At 69.8% G+C, this 26921-nt stretch carries 15 protein-coding genes; 3 read left to right on the top strand and 12 right to left on the bottom strand.

Annotated features, from left to right (window positions below):
- Positions 1-21: 21 nt before the first annotated feature.
- From RUR49_RS20100 to RUR49_RS20080, 5 genes are all read right to left on the bottom strand, one after another.
- Positions 22-1185 carry an ABC transporter permease gene (locus RUR49_RS20100; RefSeq protein WP_409148211.1) on the bottom strand — a complete coding sequence of 388 codons (1164 nt, stop codon included), beginning with the start codon at positions 1183-1185 and terminating at the stop codon, positions 22-24.
- On the bottom strand, positions 1182-2207 hold the full coding sequence (locus RUR49_RS20095) for an ABC transporter permease (RefSeq protein ID WP_409148209.1): 1026 nt from the start codon (positions 2205-2207) through the stop codon (positions 1182-1184). The genes RUR49_RS20100 and RUR49_RS20095 overlap by 4 nt, the downstream gene beginning before the upstream one ends.
- 5 nt (positions 2208-2212) lie before the next feature.
- Positions 2213-4114 carry an ABC transporter substrate-binding protein gene (locus tag RUR49_RS20090; protein ID WP_409148207.1) on the bottom strand — a complete coding sequence of 634 codons (1902 nt, stop codon included), beginning with the start codon at positions 4112-4114 and terminating at the stop codon, positions 2213-2215.
- On the bottom strand, positions 4114-5985 hold the full coding sequence (locus RUR49_RS20085; RefSeq protein WP_409148205.1) for a dipeptide ABC transporter ATP-binding protein: 1872 nt from the start codon (positions 5983-5985) through the stop codon (positions 4114-4116). Before RUR49_RS20085 ends, RUR49_RS20090 begins: the two co-directional genes overlap by 1 nt.
- Positions 5986-6100: 115 nt before the next feature.
- Positions 6101-7984, bottom strand: coding sequence for an adenylate/guanylate cyclase domain-containing protein (locus RUR49_RS20080; protein ID WP_409148204.1), 1884 nt, complete (start codon positions 7982-7984; stop codon positions 6101-6103).
- Positions 7985-8180: 196 nt separating this feature from the next.
- Here RUR49_RS20080 and pepN point away from each other — a divergent pair, with 196 nt between their 5' ends.
- The 3 genes from pepN to RUR49_RS20065 all read left to right on the top strand — a co-directional run bounded on the left by pepN (position 8181) and on the right by RUR49_RS20065 (position 15318).
- On the top strand, positions 8181-10826 hold the full coding sequence (gene pepN, locus RUR49_RS20075) for an aminopeptidase N (protein ID WP_409148202.1): 2646 nt from the start codon (positions 8181-8183) through the stop codon (positions 10824-10826).
- A gap of 238 nt (positions 10827-11064) precedes the next feature.
- Positions 11065-13398, top strand: coding sequence for an ATP-binding protein (locus RUR49_RS20070; protein ID WP_409148452.1), 2334 nt, complete (start codon positions 11065-11067; stop codon positions 13396-13398).
- 177 nt (positions 13399-13575) lie between these two features.
- On the top strand, positions 13576-15318 hold the full coding sequence (locus tag RUR49_RS20065) for an amidohydrolase (protein WP_409148201.1): 1743 nt from the start codon (positions 13576-13578) through the stop codon (positions 15316-15318).
- A gap of 205 nt (positions 15319-15523) precedes the next feature.
- Here the strand turns inward: RUR49_RS20065 and RUR49_RS20060 are convergent, their stop codons facing one another.
- The 7 genes from RUR49_RS20060 to RUR49_RS20030 form a co-directional block, all read right to left on the bottom strand.
- Positions 15524-16687, bottom strand: a complete 1164-nt coding sequence (locus RUR49_RS20060; RefSeq protein ID WP_409148199.1) for a cupin domain-containing protein — start codon at positions 16685-16687, stop codon at positions 15524-15526.
- Between the two features lie 315 nt (positions 16688-17002).
- Positions 17003-20020 carry a bifunctional [glutamine synthetase] adenylyltransferase/[glutamine synthetase]-adenylyl-L-tyrosine phosphorylase gene (locus tag RUR49_RS20055; protein WP_409148198.1) on the bottom strand — a complete coding sequence of 1006 codons (3018 nt, stop codon included), beginning with the start codon at positions 20018-20020 and terminating at the stop codon, positions 17003-17005.
- A 28-nt stretch (positions 20021-20048) separates the two neighbouring features.
- A complete protein-coding gene (locus RUR49_RS20050; protein ID WP_409148196.1) occupies positions 20049-21467 on the bottom strand; it encodes an ATP-binding protein in 1419 nt (472 codons plus the stop codon).
- Positions 21468-21502: 35 nt separating this feature from the next.
- Entirely contained in the window at positions 21503-22192 is a 690-nt protein-coding gene (locus RUR49_RS20045) for a response regulator transcription factor (RefSeq protein WP_409148451.1), read from the bottom strand.
- Between the two features lie 400 nt (positions 22193-22592).
- On the bottom strand, positions 22593-24122 hold the full coding sequence (locus RUR49_RS20040) for a Do family serine endopeptidase (protein WP_409148195.1): 1530 nt from the start codon (positions 24120-24122) through the stop codon (positions 22593-22595).
- Positions 24123-24267: 145 nt separating this feature from the next.
- A complete protein-coding gene (locus RUR49_RS20035) occupies positions 24268-24744 on the bottom strand; it encodes a cytochrome c-type biogenesis protein (RefSeq protein WP_409148194.1) in 477 nt (158 codons plus the stop codon).
- Positions 24745-24938: 194 nt separating this feature from the next.
- The gene (locus RUR49_RS20030; RefSeq protein ID WP_409148450.1) at positions 24939-26912 is read right to left on the bottom strand and encodes a heme lyase CcmF/NrfE family subunit; all 1974 of its coding nucleotides are present in this window, start codon (positions 26910-26912) and stop codon (positions 24939-24941) included.
- Positions 26913-26921 lie beyond the last annotated feature (9 nt).

Genomic DNA, 26921 nt, shown 5'->3' with positions numbered 1-26921 from the left:
CCGAGGGCGTCTAGGCAGCGCCTACTTGTAGGGGTCGGCCGCGTCGCGCAGGCCGTCGCCGAGGAAGTTGAAGGCGAGGATGACGATGATCACCGGGATCACCGGCGCCATCAGCCACGGATAGACCGTCACCACCGTGATGTTCTGCGCCTCGTTGAGGAGCACGCCCCAGCTCACCGCCGGGCGTCGCATGCCGAGGCCGAGGAACGACAGCGCGGTCTCGCCGAGGATCATGCCCGGGATCGACAAAGTGGCGCTGGCGATGATGTGGCTGGTGAAGCCCGGCAGCAGGTGCTTGCCGATGATGCGTCCCGGCGAGGCCCCCATCAGCACCGCCGCCCGCGCGTAGTCCTCTTCGCGCAGCGCCAGCAGCTTCGAGCGAACGGCACGGGCGAGGCCCGGCCAGTCGAGGAGCCCGAGGATCACGGTGATGCCGAGATAGATCAGCACCGGGCTCCACGTCACCGGCAGCGCCGCCGACAAGGCCATCCACAACGGAAGTTCCGGCAGCGAGCGCAGGATCTCGATCGTCCGCTGGACGACCGTGTCGATGATGCCACCGAAGTAGCCGGCGAGGCCGCCGAGCACCATGCCGAGGATGATCGAGATGGCGACGCCGATCAGGCCGACGGTGAGCGAGATGCGCGAGCCGTAGATGATGCCGGAGAGCACGTCCCGGCCGAGCCGGTCGGTGCCGAACAGGAAGAAGGTACCGCCCTCCGCCGGGCACACGAGGTGGAAGCGGCCGGGGATCAGGCCCCAGAAGTCGTAGTCGTCACCGAGGCAGAAGAAGCGCAGCCGCTCGACCTTGGTCGGGTCGTCCTCGTAGACCCAGCGCATGTCCTCGAGGTTCACCTCGGCCTTCATGCCGTAGACGAACGGCCCGACGAACTCGCCCTCGTGGAAGAGGTGGATGAGCTGCGGCGGCGCGTGCAGGTGCTGGTTCGAGCGGGTGTTCGGATCGTAGGGCGCGATGATCTCGGCAAACGGCACCGTCAGATAGAACAGCCCGAGCACGAACAGCGAGATCACCGCCAGCTTGTGCCGGCGGAAGCGCATCCAGATGATGCGCCACTGCGACGCCTGGAAGTAGCGCTCCTGCTCGGCCGTGAGCGCCTCCGCCTCGTAGGCGTCGAACGGCTCCTTATCGACATAGTGCCCCGTGCGGGGCGGCTCGGCGCTCACGCCGTCCCCCGCCGCCCGAAGCGGATGCGCGGATCGACGACGGCGAGGAGGAGATCGGAAACCAGCATGCCCACGAGCGTCAGCACCGCCACGAACAGGAGAATGAAGCCCGACAGGAACTGGTCCTGCGAGCGCAGCGCGTCGAGCAGCACCGGGCCGACCGTCGGCAGGTTCAACACCACCGAGACGATGACCGAGCCGGAGACGAGCGACGGGATCAGGTTGCCGATGTCGGCGATGAACGGATTGAGCGCCATCCGCAGGGGATATTTCAGCAGCAGGCGCCGCTCCGGCAGGCCCTTGGCGCGCCCCGTCACGACGTATTGCTTGTGCAATTCATCGAGAAGGTTCGCCCTGAGGCGCCGGATCATGCCCGCCGTACCGGCCGTGCCGATGACGATGGTCGGCACGATCAGGTGGGCGAGGATCGAGCCGAGCTTGTCGAGAGACCACGGCGCGTCGATGTACTTCGGATCCATCAGGCCACCGATCGACAGCCCGAACCAGCGGTTCGACAGGTAGAGCAGGATCAGTCCGAGCAGGAAGTTCGGGATCGCGAGGCCGAGATAGCCGAGGATGGTGAAGCCGTAGTCACCCCAGCTGTACTGCCGTGTCGCCGAGTAGATGCCGATCGGGAACGACACGACGTAGACGAAAATGACGGTCGCGACATTCAGCACGATGGTGAGCGGCAGCGTCGGGCCGACCACCTCGGCGACCGGCTTCTCGTACTCGAACGACCAGCCCCAGTAGCCCTGCAGCAGCCCGTTGAAGCCGTCGGGACCTGGCCAGATGCCGACCCAGATGCCGAAGCGCTCCAGGAACGGCCGGTCGAGGGCGAACTGCGAGCGCAGAAACTCGATCTTCGCGGCCGCCGAGGCCTCGCCGGAGGCCTTCAGCTGCGCGATCTGGTTGGTCAGGTAGTCGCCCGGCGGCAGCTCGATGATGAAGAACGTCAGGAAGGCGATGACGAACAGGGTCGGGATCATCCCGAGCACGCGCCGGACGATGAAAAGGAGCATCCCTTTCAGCTCCGGTTCGTGCCGGCTTCATCGAAGAAGAAGGTGTCCATGCCGTAGACGCCGAAATTGGCACCCGGGTCCCAGCCCCAGACGCCGTCGGTCGGGACGTTCTGCAGCTTGTCCTTGACGACGATCGGCTGGCGCACCTCGGCGACGAGGCCGATGGTCAGCACCTGGTCGACGTGGGTGTCGAGGATCGCGTGCCAGGCCGCGTCACGGTCAGCCTCGGCAACCGCGCCGAGCCACGACTTGTAGGCGTCCATCAGCTTCTGGGCCGGCTCGTAGTCGATCTTCTCGCCATTGGTGCCCTTGCTGTCGACATAGGCGCCCCAGGCCATTCCGATCAGGAAGGCCGAGTCCGACGGCACCCGCTCGGCCGGCGACATGTCTGCGGTGGCGACGCCGTTGTCGTAGCCCGAGAACACCGTCATCACGAGATCGCCGCCGAGCGCCCGGTTGCGGACGTTGTCGCGGTCCGAGGCCTTCTCGAAGGCGGCGACGCCTATCTCGCGCCACGTCTCGGCCACTAGCTGCAGCGCGTCGCTCTCCTCCTGGCTCTCGCCGGAGGTCTCGACGATGATCTCGAGCGGGCGGCCGTCCGGCATCAGCCGAATGCCGTCGCTGCGCCGCTGCGTCAGGCCGATCTCGTCGAGGAGGGCGTTCGCCTGCTCGACGTCGTAGCCCGCCCACTTGGTGCGGTAGTCCTCGCGGAAGAGCTCGCTCTGCGCCAGCACCGCATTGTTGCTCGGCACGCCGAAGCCGAAGAACAGCGTCCGGTTGATCATGTCGCGGTCGATGCCGAGCGACAGCGCGCGGCGGAAGCGGACGTCGCGCAGCAGCGTGCGCCAGGTCGGGTCCTTGACCGTCAGGTTCGGATAGATCGCGATCTGGTTGGCCTTGGCGCTCGGCCACAGCAGGGTGTGGTACTTGGCGTTCGCCTGGCCCTTCTTCAGCACGGTGATGTCCGAGAAGCCGAGATTGCGGGCCTGCAGGTCGACCTCGCCCGCCTGCGCCTTCGCGGCGATCAGCTTGCCGTCGGCGACCGTCATGACGACCTCGTCGGCGTAGGGCAGCTGGTGCCCGGCCGTGTCGACGCGGTGGAAGTACGGGTTGCGCCGCATCACCAGCCGCCGGTCGCTCGCCCCCTTCGACGGCACCCACGGCTGCAGCGACGGCAGGTCGGGGTTGGTGGCGTTGTACATCTCGTCGAGCTGGTTGTGCAGCTGCGCCCAGTTGCGCACCTGCTTCTCCTGCACGAGCGCGGCGATCTTGCCCTCCTCGCCGTACTTCTGGTGGAACTGCTTCAGATAGTGGGCCGGGCGATAGATGAACGGGTCGGCGGCGGCGGCGAGCGCCGGCAGGAACAGCGGGTTCGGCGCCGGCCAGGTGAACTTCACCGTCTCGGTGTCGACCACCTCGAACGTCGGCATCTCGCCGTTCACGAGCATGAACGGCTCGGGTCCCGAGGGCGACAGGTCGGTGTTGGTAGCGATGTCCTGCCACCAGTAGCGGATGTCCTCGCTGGTGAACGGCTGACCGTCCGACCACTTGTGGCCCTTGCGCAGCCGCAGCGTGAAGATCCGACCATCCTCGACATCGACAGCCTCGAGGATGTCGGGCCTCAGCTCGAACTTGTCGTTGTAGCCAACGAGGCGGGCGTAGCCCCAGACGTTGATCAGGCGCGCATCCTTGGCGCGGCCGATGAGAGTCTGGATGGCGCCGCCGGGGTGGCCGACCTTGCGGCCCTGCGCCTCGAGATCCACGACGAGCGGGACCTGCGGCAGACGCTCCGAGATCGGAGGAAGTCCCTTGCCTTCCAGGCTCGGGGTCTCGACATAATCGAGCGCGGCCGCCGGACCGGCGAACAGCAACGCCAGCGCCGCCGCGGCCAAAGCACGAACCACCATCACACGGCCTCCCTGACCGGTGCGCCCACGGCCAGACCCGGGGCACAGACGAAGTGGCCCGGCCGCATCTCGACGAGGTCGGGACGAACGCCGGGCAGGACGCGGAACGGCTCGGGCCATTCCGCCGGTTCGGATGCACGCGAGGCCGACAGCGCCGCGAAGTCGAGCCGGTTGTCGAGGCTCGCCTCCGGCACGGCCGTCAGCAGGGCGCGCGTGTAGGGATGGATCGGGTCGGAGACCAGCGCCCGCGTCTCGGCGAGCTCGACGAGGCGGCCGCGGCACATCACGGCCACGCGGTCGGCCATGTAGTCGACGACCGCCAGATTGTGGCTGACGAACAGGTAGGTGAGCTGCAGCTCACGCTGCAGATCCTTGAGAAGGTTGAGGATCTGCGCCTGCACCGAGACGTCGAGGGCCGACACCGGCTCGTCGCAGAGGATCAGTTCCGGCCGCAGCGCCAGGGCGCGGGCGATGCCGATGCGCTGGCGCTGTCCGCCGGAGAAGGAATGCGGGTAGCGCCGCAGCATGCGCGGATCGAGCCCGACCAGCCGCATCAGCTCGCGCACCCGCTGCGCCTGCTCCTCCTCACCGCAGATGCGGTGGATGACGAAGGGCTCGGAGATGATCTCGTTCACCGACATGCGCGGATTGAGCGAGGAGAACGGGTCCTGGAAGATCAGTTGCACCTTGCGCCGGTAGGCGAGCAGGTCGGCGCCCCTCAGCGTGCTGACATCGATCGGCCCGCGACCGTCGTCGAACAGGATGCGCCCGGAATCGATGGAAACGGCGCGCAGGATGGCGAGCGCCGTCGTCGTCTTGCCGGAGCCAGACTCGCCGACGAGGCCGAGGCACTCGCCGCGCTTGACCGAAAAGCTGACATTGTCCATCGCGCGCGGCAGTTCCGCCGGCTTTGTGCCGCGCCGCTGGCCGAACGCCTTCGTCACCGCCTCGACCTGCAGGATCGGCCCGGCAGTGGCGGGGACGGGCTCACGGTGCGCATGCAGGAAGCCGCCGGCCTGCGGCTCGATCGGCCGGATCGGCACCAGCTTCTCGCCCGGCTCCATGTGGAAGCGCGGCACCGCGCGCAGGAGCGCCTTCAGATAGTCGTGCTGGGGGTTGCGGAAGATCTCGTCGACCGGGCCCGATTCCTTGATGCGGCCGTGATAGATCACGACGACCTCGTCGGCGATGTTGGCGACGACGCCGAAGTCGTGCGTCACCATCAGCACCGACATCGCAAGCTCGGACTGCAGATCCTTGATGAGCTTGAGGATTTCGGCCTGGATCGTCACGTCCAGCGCCGTCGTCGGCTCATCGGCGATGAGCAGCGCCGGCCGGCACAGCAGGGCCATCGCGATCATCGCGCGCTGGCGCAGGCCGCCGGAGAGCTCGAACGGATAGGCGTCGACGGCGCGGCCCGGGTTCGGAAACTGCACGAGGCGCAGCATGTCGAGCGTGAGGTTGCGCGCCTCGTCGCGCCCGACGCCGCGGTGCAGGCGCGCCGATTCGCCGATCTGGTCGCCGATCGTGTGCAGCGGCGACAGCGACGTCATCGGCTCCTGGAAGATGATGGCGATGCGATTGCCGCGGATGGCGCGCATGGCGCTGCCGGTCCGGTCGAGGCCGGCGATGTCGACCGGCTCCCCTCCCTCGGGATCGCGGAACTGGATGCGGCCACCGACGATGCGGGCCTTGCTGGGCAGGAGACCCATGATCGCCTGCGAGATCACCGACTTTCCCGAGCCCGACTCGCCGACCAGGGCGACCGTGCGCGACGCCGGCACGACGAAGGAGACGTCGTCCACCGCCCGGACGATGCCGTCGTCGCCGCCGAACTCGACCGTCAGACCCTCGATCGACAGGACGTTCACCAAACAGGCCCCTCCCTCGCATGCCGCAACCGGCTGCGAAGCTACTCTAGACGGCCTATTCCTATCGTGACAGCCACAGGGCGCAAGCTCCGAGAGACTACGGGTGCTTTCCGACCTACTCGGCGGCGATCGCACCGGGCGGCGCCCCGGTATCGGGCGGCAGGATGCGGCGCACGTCGACGGCGCCCGAGCGGCCGCGCAGTACCGTCGTGCCGACGTCCGTCCACCTCACGGTCGGATCGACAGCGGTCAGCACGTCGACCGCCTCGGCGCTGGCGAGAATGACGGCGTCCTCTTCGGGCGCCACCACCTTGCCGAGGGCTTCGAGGCGCGACGCGACGTTCACGGTGTCGCCGATGATGGTGTAGTTGACGCGGTCGGCGGCCCCGAGATTGCCGACGATCACCGGCCCGAAGTGCAGGCCGATGCGGATGCGCAGCGGCGCGCGCCCGGCCGCCCGCGCCTTCGCCGCCTCGCGGCCGACGCACTCAGCCATGGCGATCGCCGCCCGCGCCGCGCACGCCGCGCCCTCCTCGGCGTCGTCGCCCACCCACACGGCCATCAGGCCGTCGCCCATGAACTTGTCGACCGTGCCCTGCTGGTCTTCGACGCAGCGCACGATCAGCGAGAAGTGCTCGTTGAGGAGGCCGGCGACCTCCTCAGCCGACATCGTCTCAGACAGGGCTGTGAAGCCGATGATGTCGGTGAACAGGATCGTCCCCTGGCGCTCCTGCAGGCGCGTCGCCTCCTGGAAGCCGAGCCGCACCAGCCGCCGCACGAGGCTGCGCGGCACATATACGGCGAAGGCCTTCAGTGCTGCCAGCATGCCATTGACCGCCGTGGAGACGTCGTCGAGTTCCTGGATGCGGCTGCGCGGCAGTTCCGGTGCCTCGTCGATCTCGAAGCGCTCGATGTGGCCGGCGACTTCGTGCAGCCGGTCGAGCGAGCGGGCGATCCGGCGGGCGATCAGCACCGCGATCACCACCGCGACCGCGATGGAGAGAATGCCAATGGCGATCGAGCCGTAGAGGCGGCGGATCTCGGCGATCACTTCCTCCTGCGGCTGGTAGCGCCCGACGATCCACGGCACTGGCCCGAACTGCCGCATCTCCTTGGTCGTCACGACGTAGTCGCGGCCGTCGTCGAGCTCGACCGCGCCGACCTCGACGCCGACCGCCGCCGCTTTCTCGAAGTTCTCGAAGAGGTCGCGCTCGCCGAGCTTGGCCAGCACAGGGTCGCCGGCTTCCGCGAGTGGCACCACCGTCTCGTCCGCGCCGAGCTTCTGCTGCAGGCCGAGCGCCCGGCCGCGCGAGTGCGCGAACACGGCGTCCGGGCCGTAGAGGATGAAGTTTGTTCCGTCGCCCTCCGCCGAGACGTCGCGGACGGCCTCGGAGAGCATGGCCGTGCTGACGGCGGCAACGATGTAGCCGGTGATCACGCCATTGCGGACCAGCGGCGCGCCGACATTGATGAAGCTGTCGTTCTCCACGAAGACGGGCGTGCCCCAGAAGCTCCTCTGCTCTGGATTGAGGTTCTCGAGGGCCCGGCGGACGTCCACCTGCTTGACGTCGTCGGTCTCGATCTTGTGGAGTTGGCCCTCGCCGTCACGGTACATGCCGTCATAGCGGAACTCGCGGTCGTAGAAGACGAGCGCGTCGAAGACATCGGACGTCGCCAGCACGCCTGCCGCCACGGCGAAGCGATCCTGCAACTCGTCGAGAGGCAGAGTGCCGTTGGCATGGAGTTCGGCAATCTCGCGAACCGCATCTTCGCCCGGCCGCATATGCGCCTCGATGCGCTCGCTGAGAGCGCGCATCGTCAGGATGGAGTTCTCGTTCAGAAGAGCGAACGTATTGGAATAGTTGGAGAACGCCGTGAGCCCCAGCACGAAGGCGAGCGCGACGAGCATGAGGCCGCCATAGGCGAGCCCGAGCAGCAGGACCATCGGAATCCGGAACCGCCGCCGGCGCTCCGCCACCGCCTTTGCCGTTCCAGCCACCCGCACGTCCCCTCTTCCAGGCACGGCCCGATGCCGCCCGCCCTTGTCGCCTCTGCTGGACGCCCTTCCGGGCGGCAGCAAGGCGAACCGACGGCGCGGCGCTGGCGATCCGCGGTCCGCCGGACTACATCTCACCAGGGCGGGACCTGACGATGCCCCGAACCGTGATGCCTCGACACTTGCAGCAGGATCGACGATGACGCGCCACGAGGGCAACCCTGTCCGCCTCGCAGACTACCGGCCCACGGCCTACGCCATCGACACGGTGGAGCTGGACGTCGCCTTCGCGCCGCACGCGACGCGCGTCAAGAGCCGTCTGGCCGTTCGCCGGCGCGACGGTACGCCGGACGGGGCGCCTCTCCTGCTCGACGGCGACGAGCTCACGCTGGTCGGGGTGTCCGTCGATGGCGCTGCCCTGCCCGCCGAGGCCTACGCCGCCACCGCCAGCCAGTTCCTGCTGCATACGCCGCCGGCCGGTCCCTTCACCCTCGAGATCGAGACGCAGATCGACGCCGAGGCCAACACCAAGCTGATGGGCCTTTATCGTACGAACGGCACCTGGTGCACCCAGTGCGAGGCGGAAGGCTTCCGGCGGATCACCTACTTCCTCGATCGGCCCGACGTACTGGCCGTCTACACGACCCGGCTCGAGGCCGACCGGGCGCTCGCCCCGGTGCTGCTCGGCAACGGCAACCTCGTCGAGACGGGCGAAATCCCCGGCACAAATCGGCATTTCGCCGTCTGGCACGACCCGTTCCCCAAGCCCGCCTACCTGTTCGCCATGGTGGGCGGCGATCTCGCCTGCGTGCGCGACCGCTTCGTCACCATGTCCGGCCGCGACGTCGACTTGCGGATCTATGTCGAGCACGGCAAGGAGGGCCGCTGCGCATACGCCATGGACGCCCTCAAGCGCTCGATGCGCTGGGACGAGGAGGCCTTCGGCCGCGAGTACGACCTCGACATCTTCATGATCGTCGCCGTCTCCGACTTCAACATGGGCGCGATGGAGAACAAGGGACTGAACGTCTTCAACGACAAGTACGTCCTCGCCATCCCCGAGACCGCGACCGACCAGGACTATTCCGGCGTCGAAGGCGTCATCGCGCACGAATACTTCCACAACTGGACAGGCAACCGGATCACCTGCCGCGACTGGTTCCAGCTCTGCCTGAAGGAGGGCCTGACGGTCTTCCGCGACCAGGAGTTCACCTCCGACCAGCGTTCGCGCCCGGTGAAGCGCATCTCCGACGTGCGGCTCCTGCGCGCCCACCAGTTCCCCGAGGACGCCGGCCCCCTCGCCCATCCTGTCCGCCCCGAAACCTATCGCGAGATCAACAACTTCTACACGGCGACGGTGTACGAGAAGGGCTCCGAGCTCGTCCGCATGCTGAAGACGCTGCTCGGCGAGGACGGCTTTCGGCGCGGCATGGACCTCTACTTCGACCGCCACGACGGCGACGCTGCCACCGTCGAGGATTTCATCGCCTGCTTCGCCGAGGCGACCTCCACCGACCTCTCTCAGTTCCGCCGCTGGTACGCCCAGGCGAGCACGCCGCGCGTCCGCGCACGCGGCCATTTCGACCCCGCCGCACGCCGCTACGTGCTCGAGCTCGCGCAGTCGATCCCGCCCTCCCCCGGCCAGCCGGAGAAGACGCCGGTGCCGATCCCGATCCGCTTCGGCCTCGTCGGCCCGAACGGTGAGGACATGCAGTTCAGCACCGTCAGCGGCGCCACCGTCGAGGGCGACGTGCTCATCCTCGACCAGGCGACCCAGCGCGTCGTCTTCTCCGACATCGGCGTCCGTCCGGTGCCATCGCTGCTGCGCGGCTTCTCCAGCCCGGTGGTGCTGGAGACGGACCTCACCCGCGACGACCGGCTGTTCCTGCTCTCCCATGACAGCGACCCCTTCAACCGCTGGGAGGCGGCGCAGACGCTCGCGGTCGCCGACCTGAAGGCCGGCGTCGCCGCAGTGCGTGCCGGCCAGCCGGTCGCGACCGATGCCGCCTTCGCCGACGCGCTCGGTCACGTCGCCGGCGACGAGAGCCTCGACCACGCCTTCCGCGCCCTCGTGCTGCAGCTCCCGACCGAGGCCGACATCGCCCGCGAGCTCTCCCACGACGTCGATCCGGAGGCGATCGCCACCTCCCGCACGGCCTTGCGCCGGTCCGTCGCTGAGCGGCTGGCGAAGCCCTTCGCCGCCCTCTACGACGCGCTGTCGACGCCCGCACCCTACGTGCCGGATGCCGCCGGGGCCGGTCGCCGCGCCCTGCGCAACACGTTGCTCGACTACCTGACGCTCGCCGAGACCGAGACCCCCGGCGCCCGCGCCGAGGCGCACTACCGCGCCGCCGACAACATGACCGACCGGCTCGCCGCCCTCACCGTCCTCGTCAACGCCGACGCCCCCGGTGCAGGCGCCGCGCTGGCGGACTTCTACGACCGCTTCCGCGACGACCAGCTCGTCCTCGACAAGTGGTTCACCGTGCAGGCGACCGCCCCCGGCGACGGCACCCTCGGCCGCGTCGAGGCGCTGATGAAGCACCCCGCCTTCTCGATGGCGAACCCGAACCGCGTGCGCTCGCTCGTCGGCGCCTTCGCCGGCGCCAACCAGCGCCAGTTCAACCGGGCCGACGGCGCCGGCTTCCGCCTCGTCACCGACGTCGTGCTGGCTCTCGATCCGAAGAACCCGCAGGTCGCCGCCCGCCTCCTCGGCGCCTTCCGGTCGTGGCGGGCGCTGGAGCCGGGGCGGCGTGCGCTCGCCGAGGCGGCGCTTCGCCGCGTCTCTGCCCAGGAGCCGCTTTCGCGGGATGTTGCCGACATCGTCGCCCGCTGTCTGGAGTAACGATTCGTCAACCATATCCCCGCATTTTGAGGGGCGTCCGCGGCGGGAAAATTTCGGCCACGGACTCTGGACAAGGCGATTCGCCTGGATTCAAATGGAGGTGATTCGGACAGAGCGTAATGTCCGAATTTCAGGGCCAATTCACAAGTAAATCGAGGGTCCCGTCATGGCACGGGTTGAAACGGCCGACGCGCCTGCGCGTCGACGCATGCCGAATATTGCCGGCTTGCTGTCCCGGATGGAGCGGCTCTCGGCCCTGGTTGGCCGCAGCGCCGGTCGCGGGGCCGCCCGTCCGATCGCTCTCTCCGGTCACGCACGGCTGCTGGCGGCGCCGGCCTACGCCCGCCTCGTCGAGAACGAGGCGGTGTTCCGCCGCGCCATCCCGATCCTCACCGTCATCTTCATCCTGGTGATCGCGGCCTACCGGTCGGCCGCCCTCGTCGGCGCCTACGAGGAGACCGAGGTCACCGCCCGCGACACTCTCTCGCTCATCGCCACGACCGTCGCCGCCGATCTCGGCGCCGCGCCCGATCTGACGACGGGCGCCGCCGAGGCGCTGCAGAGCGCCCTCGACCAGACACTGCCGCCGCGCGCCGTCGCCGACGGCCGCCAGATCCTCTTCGCCGACGACGCCGGCACCATCCTCGCCTCCGCTCCGGTCCGCCCCGATCTCGAGGGCCGCACCCTCAACGCGCTCCTCGGTGAATCCCAGCCGCTGACGATCTTCGGCGCCCGCGCGGGCGTGCTCGAGCTCACCCTCACCGACGGCACCGACGCCATCGCCACCGTCCGCCACCTGTCGGACGCGCGCGGCATGATCGCCCTCGTCCAGCCGACCGAAGCGGTGTTTGCGAGCTGGCGCCGCTCGCTCTCCGCCAACGCCACCCTGTTCGCCTGCACCAGCGGCGTCATCCTGGTCCTCGTCTACGCCTTCTTCGCCCAGTCGACCCGGGCCCGCGAGGCGGACACCATCTACGGCGCCACCCGCGCCCGCATCGACACGGCGCTGCTGCGCGGCCGCTGCGGCCTGATCGACTGGGACCTCGCCCGCGGGCGGATGTTCTGGTCGGCCTCGATGTACGACATCCTCGGCCGCGAGCCACGCGACGAGCTCCTCGGCTTCCACGAGGTCTCGACCCTCGTCCACCCGGAAGACGGCGACCTCTTCGCGCTCGCCGACGGCATCCTCGCCTCCGGCGGCGGCACCGTCGACCGCACGCTCCGCCTCGCCCACGCCGACGGCCGCTGGGTGTGGCTGCGCATCCGCGCCGAGCTCGTCGCCGAGGCGACCGGCGGCTCGCCGCACCTGATCGGCATCGCCGTCGACATCACCGAGCAGAAGATCCTCGCCGAGCGCTCCGCCACCGCCGATCTCCGCCTGCGCGACGGCATCGAGACGATCTCGGAAGCCTTCGTGCTCTGGGATGCCGACAACCGCCTCGTCATCTGCAACTCGAAGTACCAGCAGCTGCACGAGCTGCCCGACGAGGCGATCGTCGAGGGCACCCCCTATGCGGCGGTGATGAAGCACGCGAGCCTGCCGATCGTCACGACGCAGATCCCGACCGACGGCCGGCCGGAGGAAGGCGCCCGCTCCTACGAGGCGCAGCTCGCCGATGGCCGCTGGCTGCAGATCAACGAGCGCCGCACCAAGGACGGCGGCTTCGTCTCCGTCGGCACCGACATCACGGCGCTCAAGCGCCACGAGGAGCGGCTGATGGAGAGCGAGCGGCGCATGCGCGCCACCGTCGCCGACCTCCGCCAGTCCCGCCAGAAGCTCGAGAGCCAGGCACGCCAGCTCGTCGAGCTCGCCGAGAAGTATGCCGAGGAGAAGACCCGCGCCGAAGAGGCCAACCGCGCCAAGTCCGAGTTCCTCGCCAACATCTCCCACGAGCTGCGCACGCCGCTCAACGCCATCATCGGCTTCTCCGAGATCATGCAGCAGGGCATGTTCGGCTCGCTCGGCTCGGAGAAATACGTCGAATACTGCAGCGACATCCACCACTCCGGCAATTATCTGCTCGGCGTCATCAACGACATCCTCGACATGTCGCGCATCGAGGCCGGCCAGCTCGACCTGTCGGTGGAAGCAGTCGACGTCGAGGAGGTGGTCGGCGAGGCCACCCGCATCATGGGCGCCTCGGCATCCGAAAAGGGCATCCTGCTGGCCGCCGGCATCACGCCGAGCCTGAAGCTCAACGTCGACCGCCGGGCGATGAAGCAGATCCTGCTGAACCTCCTGTCGAACGCCGTGAAATTCACGACCCAGGGTGGCCGCGTCACGGTCCGGGCGCGCGCCGAGCACGGCGGCATCGTCCTCGCCGTAGAGGACACCGGCATCGGCATCCCGAAGAAGGAGATCTCGCGCCTCGGCCAGCCCTTCGTGCAGGTGGAGAACCAGTTCACCAAGAGCCACAAGGGCTCCGGCCTCGGCCTCGCCATTGCCCGCTCGCTCATCCACCTGCACGGCGGCCGCATGGAGATCCAGTCGGAGGTCGGCGTCGGCACGGTCGTCACCGTCCACATGCTGAACGAGCCGCCCGCCCGCGAGAAGGAGCGGCAGGCCGCCTGACGGGCTGGCCTGGTCCTGCCGCGCCGTCGGCGCACGACGGCACAGCTTGCGCCTCTGGCGCGCAGCATTTCCCACATTCTAATGTGTGTCGCCTGTCGCCATGTGCGGCAGGCGCTCGTGCGTAGGGAAACGCCGTGCGCCCGCCGGTACGGCGGCGCCGTGCACCGGGAACGTTTCATGCCGATTCAGACACGTCCGCGCCGGTCCGCGACGGCAGCGACCCTGACAGTTCTCGCTCTCGCCGCCGCAGCGCCGATGCCGGCGCTTGCGGCCAGCGACGACATGGCCGACGTCGTCTTCAAGAACGGCAGGATCTACACCGTCGATGCGAACCGCTCCGTCCGTCAGGCGCTCGCGATCACCGGAAACACAATCACCGCCGTCGGCCGTGATGCCGAAATCGAAGCCTTCGTCGGCCCGGACACGCAGGTGATCGACCTCGGTGGGAAGTTCGTCATGCCGGGCATGATTGATACCCACTCGCACCCGATCTTCGGGGCGGTCAACGCCTCCAAGTGTTCGCTCGCCGACGTTCCGGCCACCCTCGCGGCGATCGGGCCCGTCATCCGCCAGTGCCTCGCCGACCGCCCCGACACCGGCGACGGCTGGCTCGAGGTTGTGCAGCTCTACAACTACGGTTTCGACGCCACCGCGACGGACTTCGACGCCATCGAGGCGACGCGCCCCATCGCCGTCGTCGGCAACGATGGCCATACGCTCTGGGCCAACACGCGCGCGATGGAGGTCGCCGGCATCACGGCCGCGACCGCCGATCCCCCCGGGGGCAAGATCGTCCGCGACGCCGCCGGCAATCCGACGGGCGCCTTCGCCGACACGGCGATGGCGCTCATCCAGGACAACATCCCGACCCCCTCCATCGCCGGCGCCGCCGCCATGACCGAGGCGGCGCTCGCCGGGATGATGGCGAACGGTCTGACGTCGGTCACCGACGCCTACGTCACCCGCCGGGAAGCACCGGTCTGGCAGTTCCTGCAGAGCACTGGGCGCCTGAAGATGCGCGTCCGCGCCGCGATCTATCTCGAGGACCTCGAGGACGACGGCGACGCGAAGATCGGCATGATCGCCGCGATGGCGAAGGCCGGCTCCACCGATGCCGATTTCCTGCGCATGGACAGCGTCAAGATCTTCGCCGACGGCGTCATGGAGGCGCCGACGCAGACCGCCGCGCTGCTGGCCCCCTATCTCGACGCGGCCGGCAGGCCGACCGGCAACAGCGGCGAGCTCTATTTCGACCAGGCCACGATGGACTCAATCGTCACGAAGCTCGACGCGGCCGGCCTCACCGTGCACGTCCACGCCATCGGCGACCGCGCAGTGCGGGCGAGCCTCGACGCCTTCGAGGCGGCGTTCGACGCGAACGGCGCCACCGACAACCGCCATCAGATCTCCCACCTCCAGCTCGTCGACCCAGCTGACTTTCACCGCTTCGCCGAGCTCGGCGTGATCGCCAACTTCCAGCTCGAATGGGCGAAGCGCGACGCCTCCAACGTCGGGCCGATCGAGCCCTATCTGGGGACGGAGCGCTACCGCTGGCTTTATCCGGCAGGCAGCCTGAAGGCGGCCGGTGCGATGATCGCCGGCGGCAGCGACTGGGACGTGTCGCCCTACGACCCCTTCCGCGCCATGGAGCACGGCATCACCCGCGTCGAGCGCGGCTCCGGCGAGCCTCCCCTCGGCACGGGCGAGGGCCTCGGCATCGGCGACGTCATCGACGCCTACACGATCAACGCCGCCTTCGCCGCCCGCCAGGAGAAGACCACCGGCAGCCTGGAAGTCGGCAAGCGCGCCGACCTCGTCGTCCTCGACCGCGACATCACGGCGATCGACCCCGCCACCCTCGACGACACCGAGGTGCTGGAGACATGGATCGACGGAAAGCTGGTCTACGAGAGGAAGTGAGGCGACGTCGGCGGCCTCACTTCCCTTCTCCCGGCCGAAGGCGGGGAGAAGGTGGCGCGTAGCGCCGGATGAGGGCGCGCCGCCCAGGCGGCGCGGGGTCGCGCGTGTCTTGAAACTCCCGCGCGTGCCGCGCGGGCCCTCATCCGCCCTTTCGGGCACCTTCTCCCAGCAATGCTGGGAGAAGGAAGAGAAGCCCACCCGGTCCTCACCCCGTGATGAACACCTCGCCCTCGGGGATGCTCTCGAACGTCGCCTCCGGCACCGAGAAGTTGTTGGCGAGCAGCGGCTTCGGGTTCGAGGCCAGCCACTGCGTCAGCGAGATCTCCTCGTAGGTGCCGCTGTTCAGCACGAGCAGCACCTGCAGCTCGTCGTCGCCGACGTTCTCGATGTAGTGGCCGCAGCCGCGCGGCACGTAGCCGACATCGAGCTTGCCGAAGCGGTCGGTGCTCGCCCGGCCGGCCGAGCCGAACACCGTCATCTGCCCCGTGCCGGCGAGATAGAGCTGCCACTCGTCGGCGTTCGGGTGCCAGTGCATCTCGCGGAGCGCCCCGGGCTCCAGCGTGATCAGGGCGCCGGTCATCGAGGCGGAGATCGGGAACTCCTTCTGCGAGACGAGCCGCACCGTGCCGCCCGGGTAGCGGCGCGGCTGCTGCCCGAGCAGGTGGTAGCCGTGCGTCAGCGGTGGCGTGTCGAGGCTGCCCGGCGCCGGTGGCCAGGGCGTCGCGCCCGGCGGCGCGCCGAGCGAGATGTAGGCCTCCTTCTTGGGGAAGGCCGCGAAGGTCGAGACTGGCACGCCGAGGTTCTTCGCCAGCACCTCGACCGGCGTGTGGGCGAGCCAGTCAGTGATCGAGAAGGTGGCGAACTCCGAGAAGGCGCCGTTGTCGAAGACGAGGACGAAGGTGGTGCCGCTCGGCCCGAGCCCTTCGATCGAATGGCCGTGGCCGCGCGGAAAGAACCAGACGTCGCCGGCGGTGAGGTCGAGTGTCTCCGATCCGCCGCCGGGGTCGATGACGGTGATCCGGCAGGCGCCGTCGATGACATAGGCCCACTCGGCGGCGTTGGCGTGCCAGTGCAGCTCGCGCAGGCCCCCCGGTTTCAGCTCCATCAGCACGCCGGCGAAGCTCTCCGAGGGCGGAAAGTTCTCGGCGTTGACCTCCTTGCCCCAGCCGCCGGGATACTGCTTCTGGGCGGTGATCGAGCCAAGCGGGAAACGGAAGGACGGGAACGGCGCCGACGCGGGCGCTCCGGTCTGAGCCGCCGTCGGCGGCTCGGACGCCGTCTGCGCGGAGGCCTGCCCGGCGAGCATCGCGAGCCCGCCCGCCAGGGCCGCACTGCCGCCGATCACACCCCGGCGCGAAAACTCCGTCATTGGGTGGATCCCCCGATCGCTGATCTTGTTGGCCTTGCGCCACGGCATCCTGTCGGGAAGCGCAGAGGGCCGCAAGCGGGCGGCGATCGCGTCGTCGCACGACATCCACGCCGTCGTGGCTCTGCAGAGACTTTCGACCCATGGCAGCCACCCGCCCCTTGAGGGGGCGGGTCGACGCGCGAAGCGCGGCGAGGCGGGGTGACCGCGGGCGGGAGCCCGCGTTCGACTCTCTCTCCGGCCACCCTCGTTGTCTTTCCTGCCGCCTCCCGGCGGCGCCACCCCGCCCCGGCGACCTGCGGTCGCCGACCCGCCCCCTCAAGGGGCGGGTGGTGCTCCCCCAACCATCCCGACGACCCGCTCGAAGCTCTCCCGGACCGCACGCTGCGTCTCCACAAGGTGCGCCTCGAGCCCACCGAAGTCCGGCATCTCGGCCGCCCGCGCCATCGCCGCGAGCACCCCGCCGGGGGCCTCCGCCGGCACGAAGCGGCCGTCGACGGCAAGCCGCAGCACCTGCGTCAGCGCCTGGTAGAGCCGGATCGCCGGACGCAGCACCGCCGCCTCCTCGCCCGCCAGAAGTCCGGCCTCGGCGAGGCGGGCGAGCGCCGTCTCCGTCGTCGTCGACAGCACGTCGTCCCGCTCGGCCCCGTTCGCCAGCATCAGCGCCTGCGCGACGAACTCGACATCGATCAGCCCGCCCGGCACCTGCTTGAGGTCGAAGGGATCCTTCGTCCCCTTGTCTCGCTCGATGCGCCCGCGCATCGAGGCCACGTCGGCAAACAGCGCCGTGCGGTCGCGCGGCTTCCTCAGCACGGCGCGGATCATCGCCTCCGCCCGCTCGCCGAGACCCGGGTCGCCGGCGATCGCCCGCGCCCGCGTCAGCGCCATGTGTTCCCACGTCCAGGCGTCCTTGACCTGGTAGCTCTCGAAGGCGTCGAGGCGCGTGGCGAGCGGCCCGGCATTGCCGGAGGGACGCAGGCGGAAGTCGACCTCGTAGAGCGTACCCTCGCCGGTCGGCGCCGACAGCGCCGCCACCAGCCGCTGCGTCAGTCGCGCATAGTACTGGCTGGGCGCCAGCGGCTTCACCCCATCCGAGGCCTCCGCGTCCTCGGGATGGTCGTAGAGCAGGATGAGGTCGAGATCGGAGGCCGCCGTCATCTCGCGCCCGCCGAGCTTGCCGAGGGCGAGCAGCGCCGCAGCCCCGCCGGGGACCTTGCCGTGACGGACGGCGAACTCCGCCTCCACGCACCGGAACAGCCGCTGCACGATCGCGTCGGCGAGTGTCGCAAATCCCGCCCCCGCCTGGCCGCACTCCACCGTGCCGGTCAGCACCCGCACGCCGATCAGGAAGGCCTGCTCCTGGCCGAAGATGCGCGCCCGGTCGAGCGCCTCCTCGTAGGAGCGTGCCTCGGCGAGGAAGCTCTCGAGACGCGCCGCGAGTTCCTTCCGTTTCGGCAGCGCCCCGAAGAACAGCGGGTCGAGCAGCGCGTCGAGCACCCGTGGCCGCCGCGTCATGATCGCGGCGAGCCGCGGCGCCGCCCCCATGACGAGCGCGATGAGGTCGAGCAGTCCGGGATTGGAGCGCAGCAGCGAGAAGATCTGCACGCCCGCCGGCAACTGCGCGACGAAGCGGTCGAAGGCGGCAAACGTCGCGTCGGCGTTGTCGAGCCGGCCGAGGGTGGCGAGCAGCGCCGGCGTGATTTCGGTCAGCCGCTCGCGCGCCTTCGTCGAACGCGTCGCCGCATAGCGCCCGAAGTGCCAGGCGCGGATCGCCCGCGTGACCTCCTGCGGCGCCTTGAAGCCGAGCTGCGAGAGCGTGTCCAGTGTGTCGGGGTCGTCGTCGCCGCCGGTGAAGACGAGGTTTCCGGTGTCCGAGCCGAGCGCCGGAGCGTCCTCGAACAGGCGGGCATAGTGCTTCTGCACGCGCTCGAGGTGCACCCTCAGCGCCGCCTCGAAGGCGGGCAGATCGGCGAACCCCATCAGCCGGGCGATGGTCTCGAGCCCGGCCCTGTCGGCCGGCAGCACATGCGTCTGCTCGTCCCGGCGCACCTGCAGGCGGTGTTCGACGGAGCGCAGGAACACGTAGGCCGCGTCGAGTTGATCGCGCACCCGCTCCTCGATCCAGCCGAGGTCGTGGAGCACCCGCAGCATCTGGCGCGTCGAGCGCCCGCGCAGTCGCGGCTCGCGGCCGCCGGCGATCAGCTGCTGCGTCTGCACGAAGAACTCGATCTCGCGGATGCCGCCGCGGCCGAGCTTGATGTTGTGGCCGGCGACCGCGATCGTGCCGTGCCCCTTCACCGCGTGGATCTGCCGCTTGATCGAATGGACGTCGGCGATCGCGGCGTAGTCGAAGGACTTGCGCCAGATGAACGGCGCGATCTCGGCGAGGAACCCCTCGCCCGCCTCGATGTCGCCGGCGCAGGCGCGCGCCTTGATCAGCGCCGCCCGCTCCCAGTTCTGCCCCATGCTCTCGTAATAGACGAGCGCCGCCGGCACGGAGAGCGCCACGGCCGTGGCGCCCGGATCGGGCCGGAGGCGGAGGTCGAGGCGGAAGACGTAGCCGTCGGGCGTGCGCTCCTGCAGGATCTTCACGAGCCGCTGCGTCATCCGCACGAACAGCCGCGCCGCCTCGTCCGGATCGGTGAGTGCCGGCCGCTCGGGATCGAACAGCACGATGAGGTCGACGTCGCTCGAATAGTTGAGCTCGCGCGCCCCGCCTTTTCCCATCGACAGCAGGATCCAGCCCGAGCGTTCCGACGGCGCGTCGGGGTTCGCCAACCGCAGCTTGGCCGTCCGGTCGGCCTCGCGCAGCAGGTGATTCACGGCCGCGGAGATCGCCGCGTCGGCGAAGTCGCTCAGGGCGGCCGTCACCCGGTCGACGTCCCAGGCGCCGCCGAGGTCAGCGAGGCCGACGGTCAGCGCGATGTCCTGCTTGAGCCGGCGCAGGTGGCGCATCAGCGCCGCCTCGTCGGCCTGCCGCTCGCCCGCGGCGGCGACGAGGCCCGCCACCCGCGCGTCGGGATCGTCGGCGAGGATCGCCGCGAGGCGCAGCGGGTCGAGCACCGCGAGGTCGCGCAGGAACGGCGCCTGTGACAGCACGGCGCCGAGGAAGTCCGGCAGCGTCCCGGGCTGCGCGAGGGTGTCGGCGAGGCCATCCGCGCCGGCGGTACGGGCAGCAGCCATCAGGTCTGACCGCGCCACCTCCGCCGCCGCCGCATCAGTGACCGGCAAGGTGGAAAGACACTCGGTGAGGCTACCCGCCACCCGCCTCGCCATGCCGTCCGGCGCACCGGAATCGGTCCTGCCGTCGCCGGCTTCGCTGGCCTCGTCCTGCATTCCGCCCTCGCCGCGTGCCGTTGTCCGGCTATTTCGGCCCGGCGGCGCCGACCGGCAGGCGGAGCTCGGCGACGAGCCCCGGCGCCACGTCGCCGAGCATCAGCGTCCCCTTGTGCAGGCTCGCGACCGCCTGCACAAGGCTCAGCCCCAGCCCCGACCCCGGCGCCGTCCGGCTCCCCTCCAGCCGAACGAAACGCTGGGTGACGCGGCCGCGATCGGCCTCCGGCACGCCGGGTCCGTTGTCGGCGACCGCGATCACCGCCTCCTCGCCATCGCGGGTGACGGTCAGCGAAACCCGCTGCGATCCGTCCGCCGGGCGCCCGTACTTCAGCGCGTTGTCGACGAGATTGGCGACCGCCTGGGCGAGCAGGTCGCGGTCGCCCGCCACCACCACCACCTCCGGCACCGTCACCGTCAGCGTCGCCTCCTGCTCCTCGGCCACTGGCTCGTAGAGCTCGGCGACCTCGCGGGCGATCTCCGCCACGTCGACGGGCTGCGTCCGCACCCCCGCCGACCCCGCCTCGACGCGGGCAATGCGCAGCAGCGCCTCGAAGGTGCGGATGAGCCCGTCGCAGTCCTCGAGTGTCGCTCCGAGCGCCTCCCGCGATGCCTCGCCGACGTTCGGGTCGCCCAATGCCTGCTCGACACGGATGCGCATCCGCGTCAGCGGCGTCTTCAGGTCGTGGGCGATGTTGTCGGAGACCTCCTTGAGGCCGTGCATGAGCTGCTCGATGCGGTCGAGCATGGTATTGAGGCTCTCGGCGAGGCGGTCGAACTCGTCGCCCGAGCCGTCCACCTTCAGGCGACCACCGAGGTCGCCGCCCATGATCTGCTTGGCGGTGACGCTCACGGCATCGATGCGCTTCAGCACCCGCCGGCTGACGAACAACCAGGTGACGAGCCCGAGCAGCAGCACCGCCCCGATCGACAGCTTCACCGCCCGCCAGACGACGTCCCGGAACTGCTCGCGCTCGGCGAGGTCGCGGCCGACGAGCAGCCGGAAACCGCCCGGCAGCACAAACACCCTGACCAGCGCCTTGTGGCTCGCCACCGCCGGCTGCTCGTCGCCGATATCGGTGGCGAGCCGGCGGTAGGGCACCGGCCGGGCGATGCCGTCGGCTGAGCTCAGCACCGCTGAGGGCAGGTCCGAGACGTTGCCGGCGATGACATTGCCGGAGAAGTCGGTGAGCAGGTAGAGGCTCGCGCCCGGCATCTTGCTGCGCGCTTCGACGACGCGGATCAGCCGGCTGACGCCGCCGGTGCGGTACTGCTCGGCGAGCCCCTGGATCTCGGCGTCGATCGTGTCCTGCAGCTGGCGGGACAGGAGGTCGTTGGTGGTGTCGGCGATCGAGACGATGAGGAACAGCGACAGCGCCGCGAAGACGGCGAGGTAGATCAGCGACAGCTTGAACGCCGTCGTGCGGACGAAGCGCCCAAGCCCCCTCACCCGAGCCCCCTCACCGCGTCACCATCGCCGCCGCCTCACGCCGGCCGCGGCTGGCCGGCGCGGATCATGTAGCCCGCGCCGCGCACCGTGTGCAGCAGCGGCGGATCGAAGCCCTTGTCGATCTTCGAGCGCAGCCTGGAGATGTGCACGTCGATGACGTTGGTCTGCGGGTCGAAGTGGTAGTCCCAGACGTTCTCGAGCAGCATGGTCCGCGTCACCACCTGGCCGGCGTTCTTCATCAGATACTCGAGCAGGCGGAACTCGCGCGGCTGCAGCGGCACGTCCTTGCCCGCGCGGGTGACGGAATGGGAGAGCCGGTCGAGCTCGAGGTCGCCGACCCGGTAAAGCGTCTCGACGTCGCTCGGCCGCCGCCGTCGCGCCAAGGCCTCGACGCGGGCGAGAAGCTCCGCGAAGGCATAGGGCTTGGCGAGATAGTCGTCGCCGCCGGCGCGAAGACCGGTGACGCGATCGTCGACCTGGCCGAGCGCCGAGAGGATCAGGACCGGCGTCTGGTCGTCGCGCTTGCGCATACCCTCGACGATGGAGAGCCCGTCACGGCGCGGCAGCATGCGGTCAATGACGACGACGTCGTAGCCGCCGGCCTCCACCGCCGCGGCGCCGTCCTCGCCGTCGGCCATGTGCTCGGCGACGTGGCCGGCCTCCTTGAGGCCCCGGAGCATGTAGGCCGCCGCCTCGCGGTCGTCCTCGATCAGCAGAATCCGCATCGGAGAACCATGCCCGCCCTCGGGCCCGTCGCCAAGCTCCACGTTGCGGGACGCCGTGTCGTGGCGCGTTCCGGTGAGACCGGTCGCAGCCGGGCGGACCTCGGCCGGACGGCCGACCTCGCTGCGGTCGAACGGGCGGAAGGCGTCGAGCGCCTCGGCGGGCGCCGGCGATCCGGAGGAGAGCAGGAAGTTCGAGAAGGGAAAGGAGGGCATGGCGCGGGGCGCCTCGGCTGGCCGCCCGTCTTGAAAAGGACGGGGCGGCAGGTGGATGTCCACCTGCCGCCCCTCGGCGTCGGATCGGCGGGGGCGACGGGAGCCTCACCGACACCGTTCCGGAGGGGCGCCGCTCGGGCGCCCCGATCCTTGTTGCGAGGGAGCCCCTGGGGGTCCCCCGATCGCGTCAGGCCTTATCGATCGGCAGCGCGATGTAGCGGGTGTTCTCGCCGGAGCGGACCTGGAAGAGGACCGCCTTGCGACCCTCGCCCTTCGCCGCCTCGATGCCGGCGGTGACATCAGCCATCTTGCCGACCGGCTGCCCGCCGACCGCCACGATGATGTCGCCGACCTGCACGCCGCGCTCGGCGGCAGGACCCTGCGGATCGACCTCGACCACCGCCAGGCCGTTGTCCTCGAGCCCGACCGAAGCGGCCGGCGCGACCGAGAGGCCGAGCTGGGCGAGATCCGAGCCGGAGCCGCTGGTCGCGGCGTCGGCGCGCTTGCCGTCCGTCGGCAGCGTGCCGAGCTTGACGGTGATCTCCTGCTGCTTGCCGTCGCGCCACACCGTGATCTTCACGTCGGTATCGGGCGCGTAGCCGGCGATGCGCCGGGCGAGGTCGCGGGGATCGTCGATGGCGTTGCCATCGACCGCGGTGATGGTGTCGCCGGACTTGATGCCCGCCTTCACCGCCGGTCCGTCGGCCTGCGGCTCGGAGACGAGGGCGCCCTTGGCCTCCTTCAGGCCGAGGCTGTCGGCGATGTCCGCATTGACGCCCTGGATCTGCACGCCGAGCCAGCCGCGGGTGACGCTGCCGTCATCCTTCAGGTCCTCGACGATCTTCTCGACAGTGGCGGCCGGAATGGCGAAGCCGATGCCGACCGAGCCGCCCGACGGCGAGTAGATCGCCGTGTTGACGCCGACCACCTCGCCGCGGAGGTTGAAGGTCGGGCCGCCCGAGTTGCCTTTGTTGATCGGCGCGTCGATCTGCAGGAAGTCGTCGTAGGGGCCGGCGCCGATGTCGCGGCCGCGGGCCGAGATGATGCCGGCCGTCACCGACCCGCCGAGGCCGAACGGATTGCCGACCGCCACCACCCACTCGCCGACGCGGATGTCGCCGTCGTCGAAGGTGACGTAGGGGAAGTCGCGCTCGGCATCGACCTTCAGCAGGGCGACGTCGGTCTTCTCGTCGACGCCGATCACCTTGGCGTCGTACTCGGTGCCGTCGTCCATCGTCACCTTCACCTCGGAGGCGCCGTCGACGACGTGGTTGTTGGTCACCACGTAGCCGTCGCCGGAGATGAAGAAGCCCGAGCCCTGGCCCGTGACGAAGCCGCGCTGGCCGCGGTTCGGCAGGCCGGGCGTGCCCTGGCCGGGGCCGCGATCGGAGCGCGGGCCGAACTCGCGGAACCACTCGAACGGACCGCCGCGCGGCATGCCGTCGAAGCCGGACGTCTGCGGCCGCGCCTCGGACTTGACGCGGATCGACACGACGGCCGGCTCGACAGCCTGGACGACGTCGGCGAAGCTCGGCATCTGCGCCGCGTCGCCCGGAACCTTCACGGCCTCGGCCATCGCCGGGGTCGCCGGCACCAGGAACGCCTCACCGGCCACCATGCCGGCGATGCCGAGCGACAGCGCACCGGCGAGCAGGGCGGTCCGCCGACGGCGCACCGGGCCGGGGCGAGTGGAGCCGTTGTGGGAAGTCTCGTTCATGCGAAGATCCTCGAAGGAGCTTGTTGTCCTGCAGGCGACTCGCCGCCGCCTTCGAGGTCTTTTGTGACGCCCGCCGCCTTACGGCCCGCTGTCCGAGGGATGAAATCTTCGTAAGGTTCACCGCTGGGCGGGAGGTGACGAGCCGTCAGCGGCTCGGCGTCTCCGGGGCGCCTGCCGAACCGGCCCGCAATCGCGCGAGTTCCGCCTCCTCCTCGGCCGACAGCGGTGCCGGCTCCTGGCGGCGGCGGTTCCGGCCGACGACGCCCCAGGCGATCAGCCCGCCGGCGATCAGCACGGCCGGTGCCGCGAGCCACAAAAGCAGGTTGTGGCCGGAGAAGCTCGGCTTCAGCAGCACGAACTCGCCGTAGCGATCGACGAGAAAGGTCATCACCTGCGCATCGCTGTCGCCGGCCACGAGCCGCTCGCGCACGAGCAGCCTGAGGTCGCGGGCGAGCGGCGCGTCGGAATCGTCGATCGACTGGTTCTGGCAGACCATGCAGCGCAGTTCCGCCGACAGCGCCCGCGCCCGCTGCTCGAGCGCCGGATCCGGCAGGATCTCGTCCGGCTGCACGGCCTGGGCGGGGGCGGCCAGCAGAAACAGGGTGGAAACGACGCTGGCCAAGACTGCCGCGCGAACCCTCCCCCCCTGCGGGGGAGGGCAGGGAGGGGGGGCGCCGCGAACTCCATCCCCGAAGCGAGGCGCGTCGAGGGCCGCGCGCTCTGCCAAATCTCTGCCGCGGCGTCTGCCGCTCCCCCCCTCCCCGCCCTCCCCCACGAGGGGGGAGGGTTTCTCGCGTGCGCCGAGCGAAATACCCCTCACGCCACCGCCTCCGCCCGCCGGGCCGGACGCGGCGCGCCGACGCGCAGGCGCCGGTCGGCGAGCGACAGGCAGCCGCCGATCGCCATCACCACGCAACCGAGCCAGATCAGCGTCACCATCGGCTTGTACTGGGCCCGCACCACCGTGCGCCCGTCCGCCCCCGGATCGCCGAGGCTGACATAGAGCTGCGAGAAGCCGCGGGTCAGGATCGCCGCCTCCGTCGTCGGCATCTGCCGGGCGGGATAGAAGCGCTTCGTCGGCGTCATCTCGGCAACGGCCTGACCGTCGCGCGTCACCGCGAAGCGTGCCACCTCCTCGCGGAAGTTCGGGCCGAGGCGGGGCGTCGAGCCTTCGAAGGTGAGGTCGTAGCCGGCGATCTCGATGCGTTCGCCCGGCACCACGCTGGTGATGCGCTCATGGTCGTAGCCGCTCGCCCCGGCGATGCCGAGCACCGTCAGGCCCATGCCGAGATGGCCGAGCGCCGTGCCAAAGGCCGCCCGCGGCAGACCGAAGAAGCGCCGCAGGAAGACGCCGGCGCCGCCGCCGCCCCGCGCCGCCCGCAGCACCGGCTCGGTGAGCGATCCGACGATCAGCCAGAAGGAGAGGCCGACGGCGAGCGCCGCGAGGATGCCGGTCGCCCCGGTCAGCCACAGCGTCACCGCCGTCGCCGCCAGCGCCGCCAGTGCCGCCGCCGCGAGCCGCTCGGCGACACCGGCGAGGTCGGCGCGCTTCCAGGCGAGCATCGGGCCGAAGGGGATCGCGATCAGCGCCGGGATCATCAGCGGCACGAAGGTGAGGTTGAAGAACGGTGCGCCGACCGAGATCTTCTCGCCCGTCACCGATTCCAGCGCGAGCGGATAGAGCGTGCCGACGAAGACGGTGGCGCAGGCGGCCGACAGGAAGACGTTGTTGAGGACGAGGGCGCCCTCGCGGCTCACCGGCGCGAAGATGCCGCCGGGCTTCAGCATCGGCGCGCGCCAGGCATAGAGCGCCAGCGAGCCGCCGACGAAGAACACCAGGATGGCGAGGATGAAGACGCCGCGCGTCGGGTCGGTGGCGAAGGCGTGCACCGAGGTGAGCACGCCCGAGCGCACCAGGAAGGTGCCGAGCAGCGACAGCGAGAAGGCGAGGATGGCGAGGAGCACCGTCCAGATCTTCAGGGCGTCGCGCTTCTCCATGACGATCGCCGAGTGGAGCAGCGCGGTCGCCGCCAGCCACGGCATGAAGGAGGCGTTCTCGACCGGGTCCCAGAACCACCAGCCGCCCCAGCCGAGCTCATAGTAGGCCCAGTAGGAGCCCATCGCGATGCCGAGCGTCAGGAAGACCCACGCCGCCAGCGTCCACGGCCTGACCCAGCGCGCCCAGGCGGCGTCGATGCGGCCCTCGATCAGCGCCGCGACGGCGAACGAGAACGAAATCGAGATGCCGACATAGCCGACATAGAGCAGCGGCGGATGGATCGCGAGGCCGATGTCCTGGAGGATCGGATTGAGGTCCTGGCCCTCGAACGGTGCCGGGATCATCCGGTTGAAAGGGTTCGACGTCATCAGGATGAACAGCAGGAATGCCGCCGTCACCCAGCCCTGCACCGACAGCACGGTCGCCCGGAGCGTCTGCGGCAGGCGCCCGCCGAAAATCGCCACGAGGGCGGAGAACAGCACCAGGATCAGCACCCACAGGAGCATCGAGCCCTCGTGGTTGCCCCACACGCCGCTGATCTTGAAGATCATCGGCTTCGCCGAGTGCGAGTTCTCGAAGACGTTCACCAGCGAGAAGTCGGAGCGCACATAGGCGACCGTCAGCGCCGCGAAGGACAAGGCCACGAACCCGAGGGTCGCGAGCGACACCGGCTCGCCGACCGCCATCAGGCGTCCGTCACCGGTCTTCGCGCCCCAGACCGGCAGCACCGACTGGATGATGGCGAGCCCGAGCGCCAGCACCAGCGCATAGTGGCCGATTTCGGTGATCATCATGGCCGC

The organism is Pseudoxanthobacter sp. M-2 (assembly GCF_046156265.1).
Taxonomy (GTDB): domain Bacteria; phylum Pseudomonadota; class Alphaproteobacteria; order Rhizobiales; family Segnochrobactraceae; genus CAMDHY01.
This window is presented reverse-complemented; position numbering and strand designations above follow the sequence as displayed.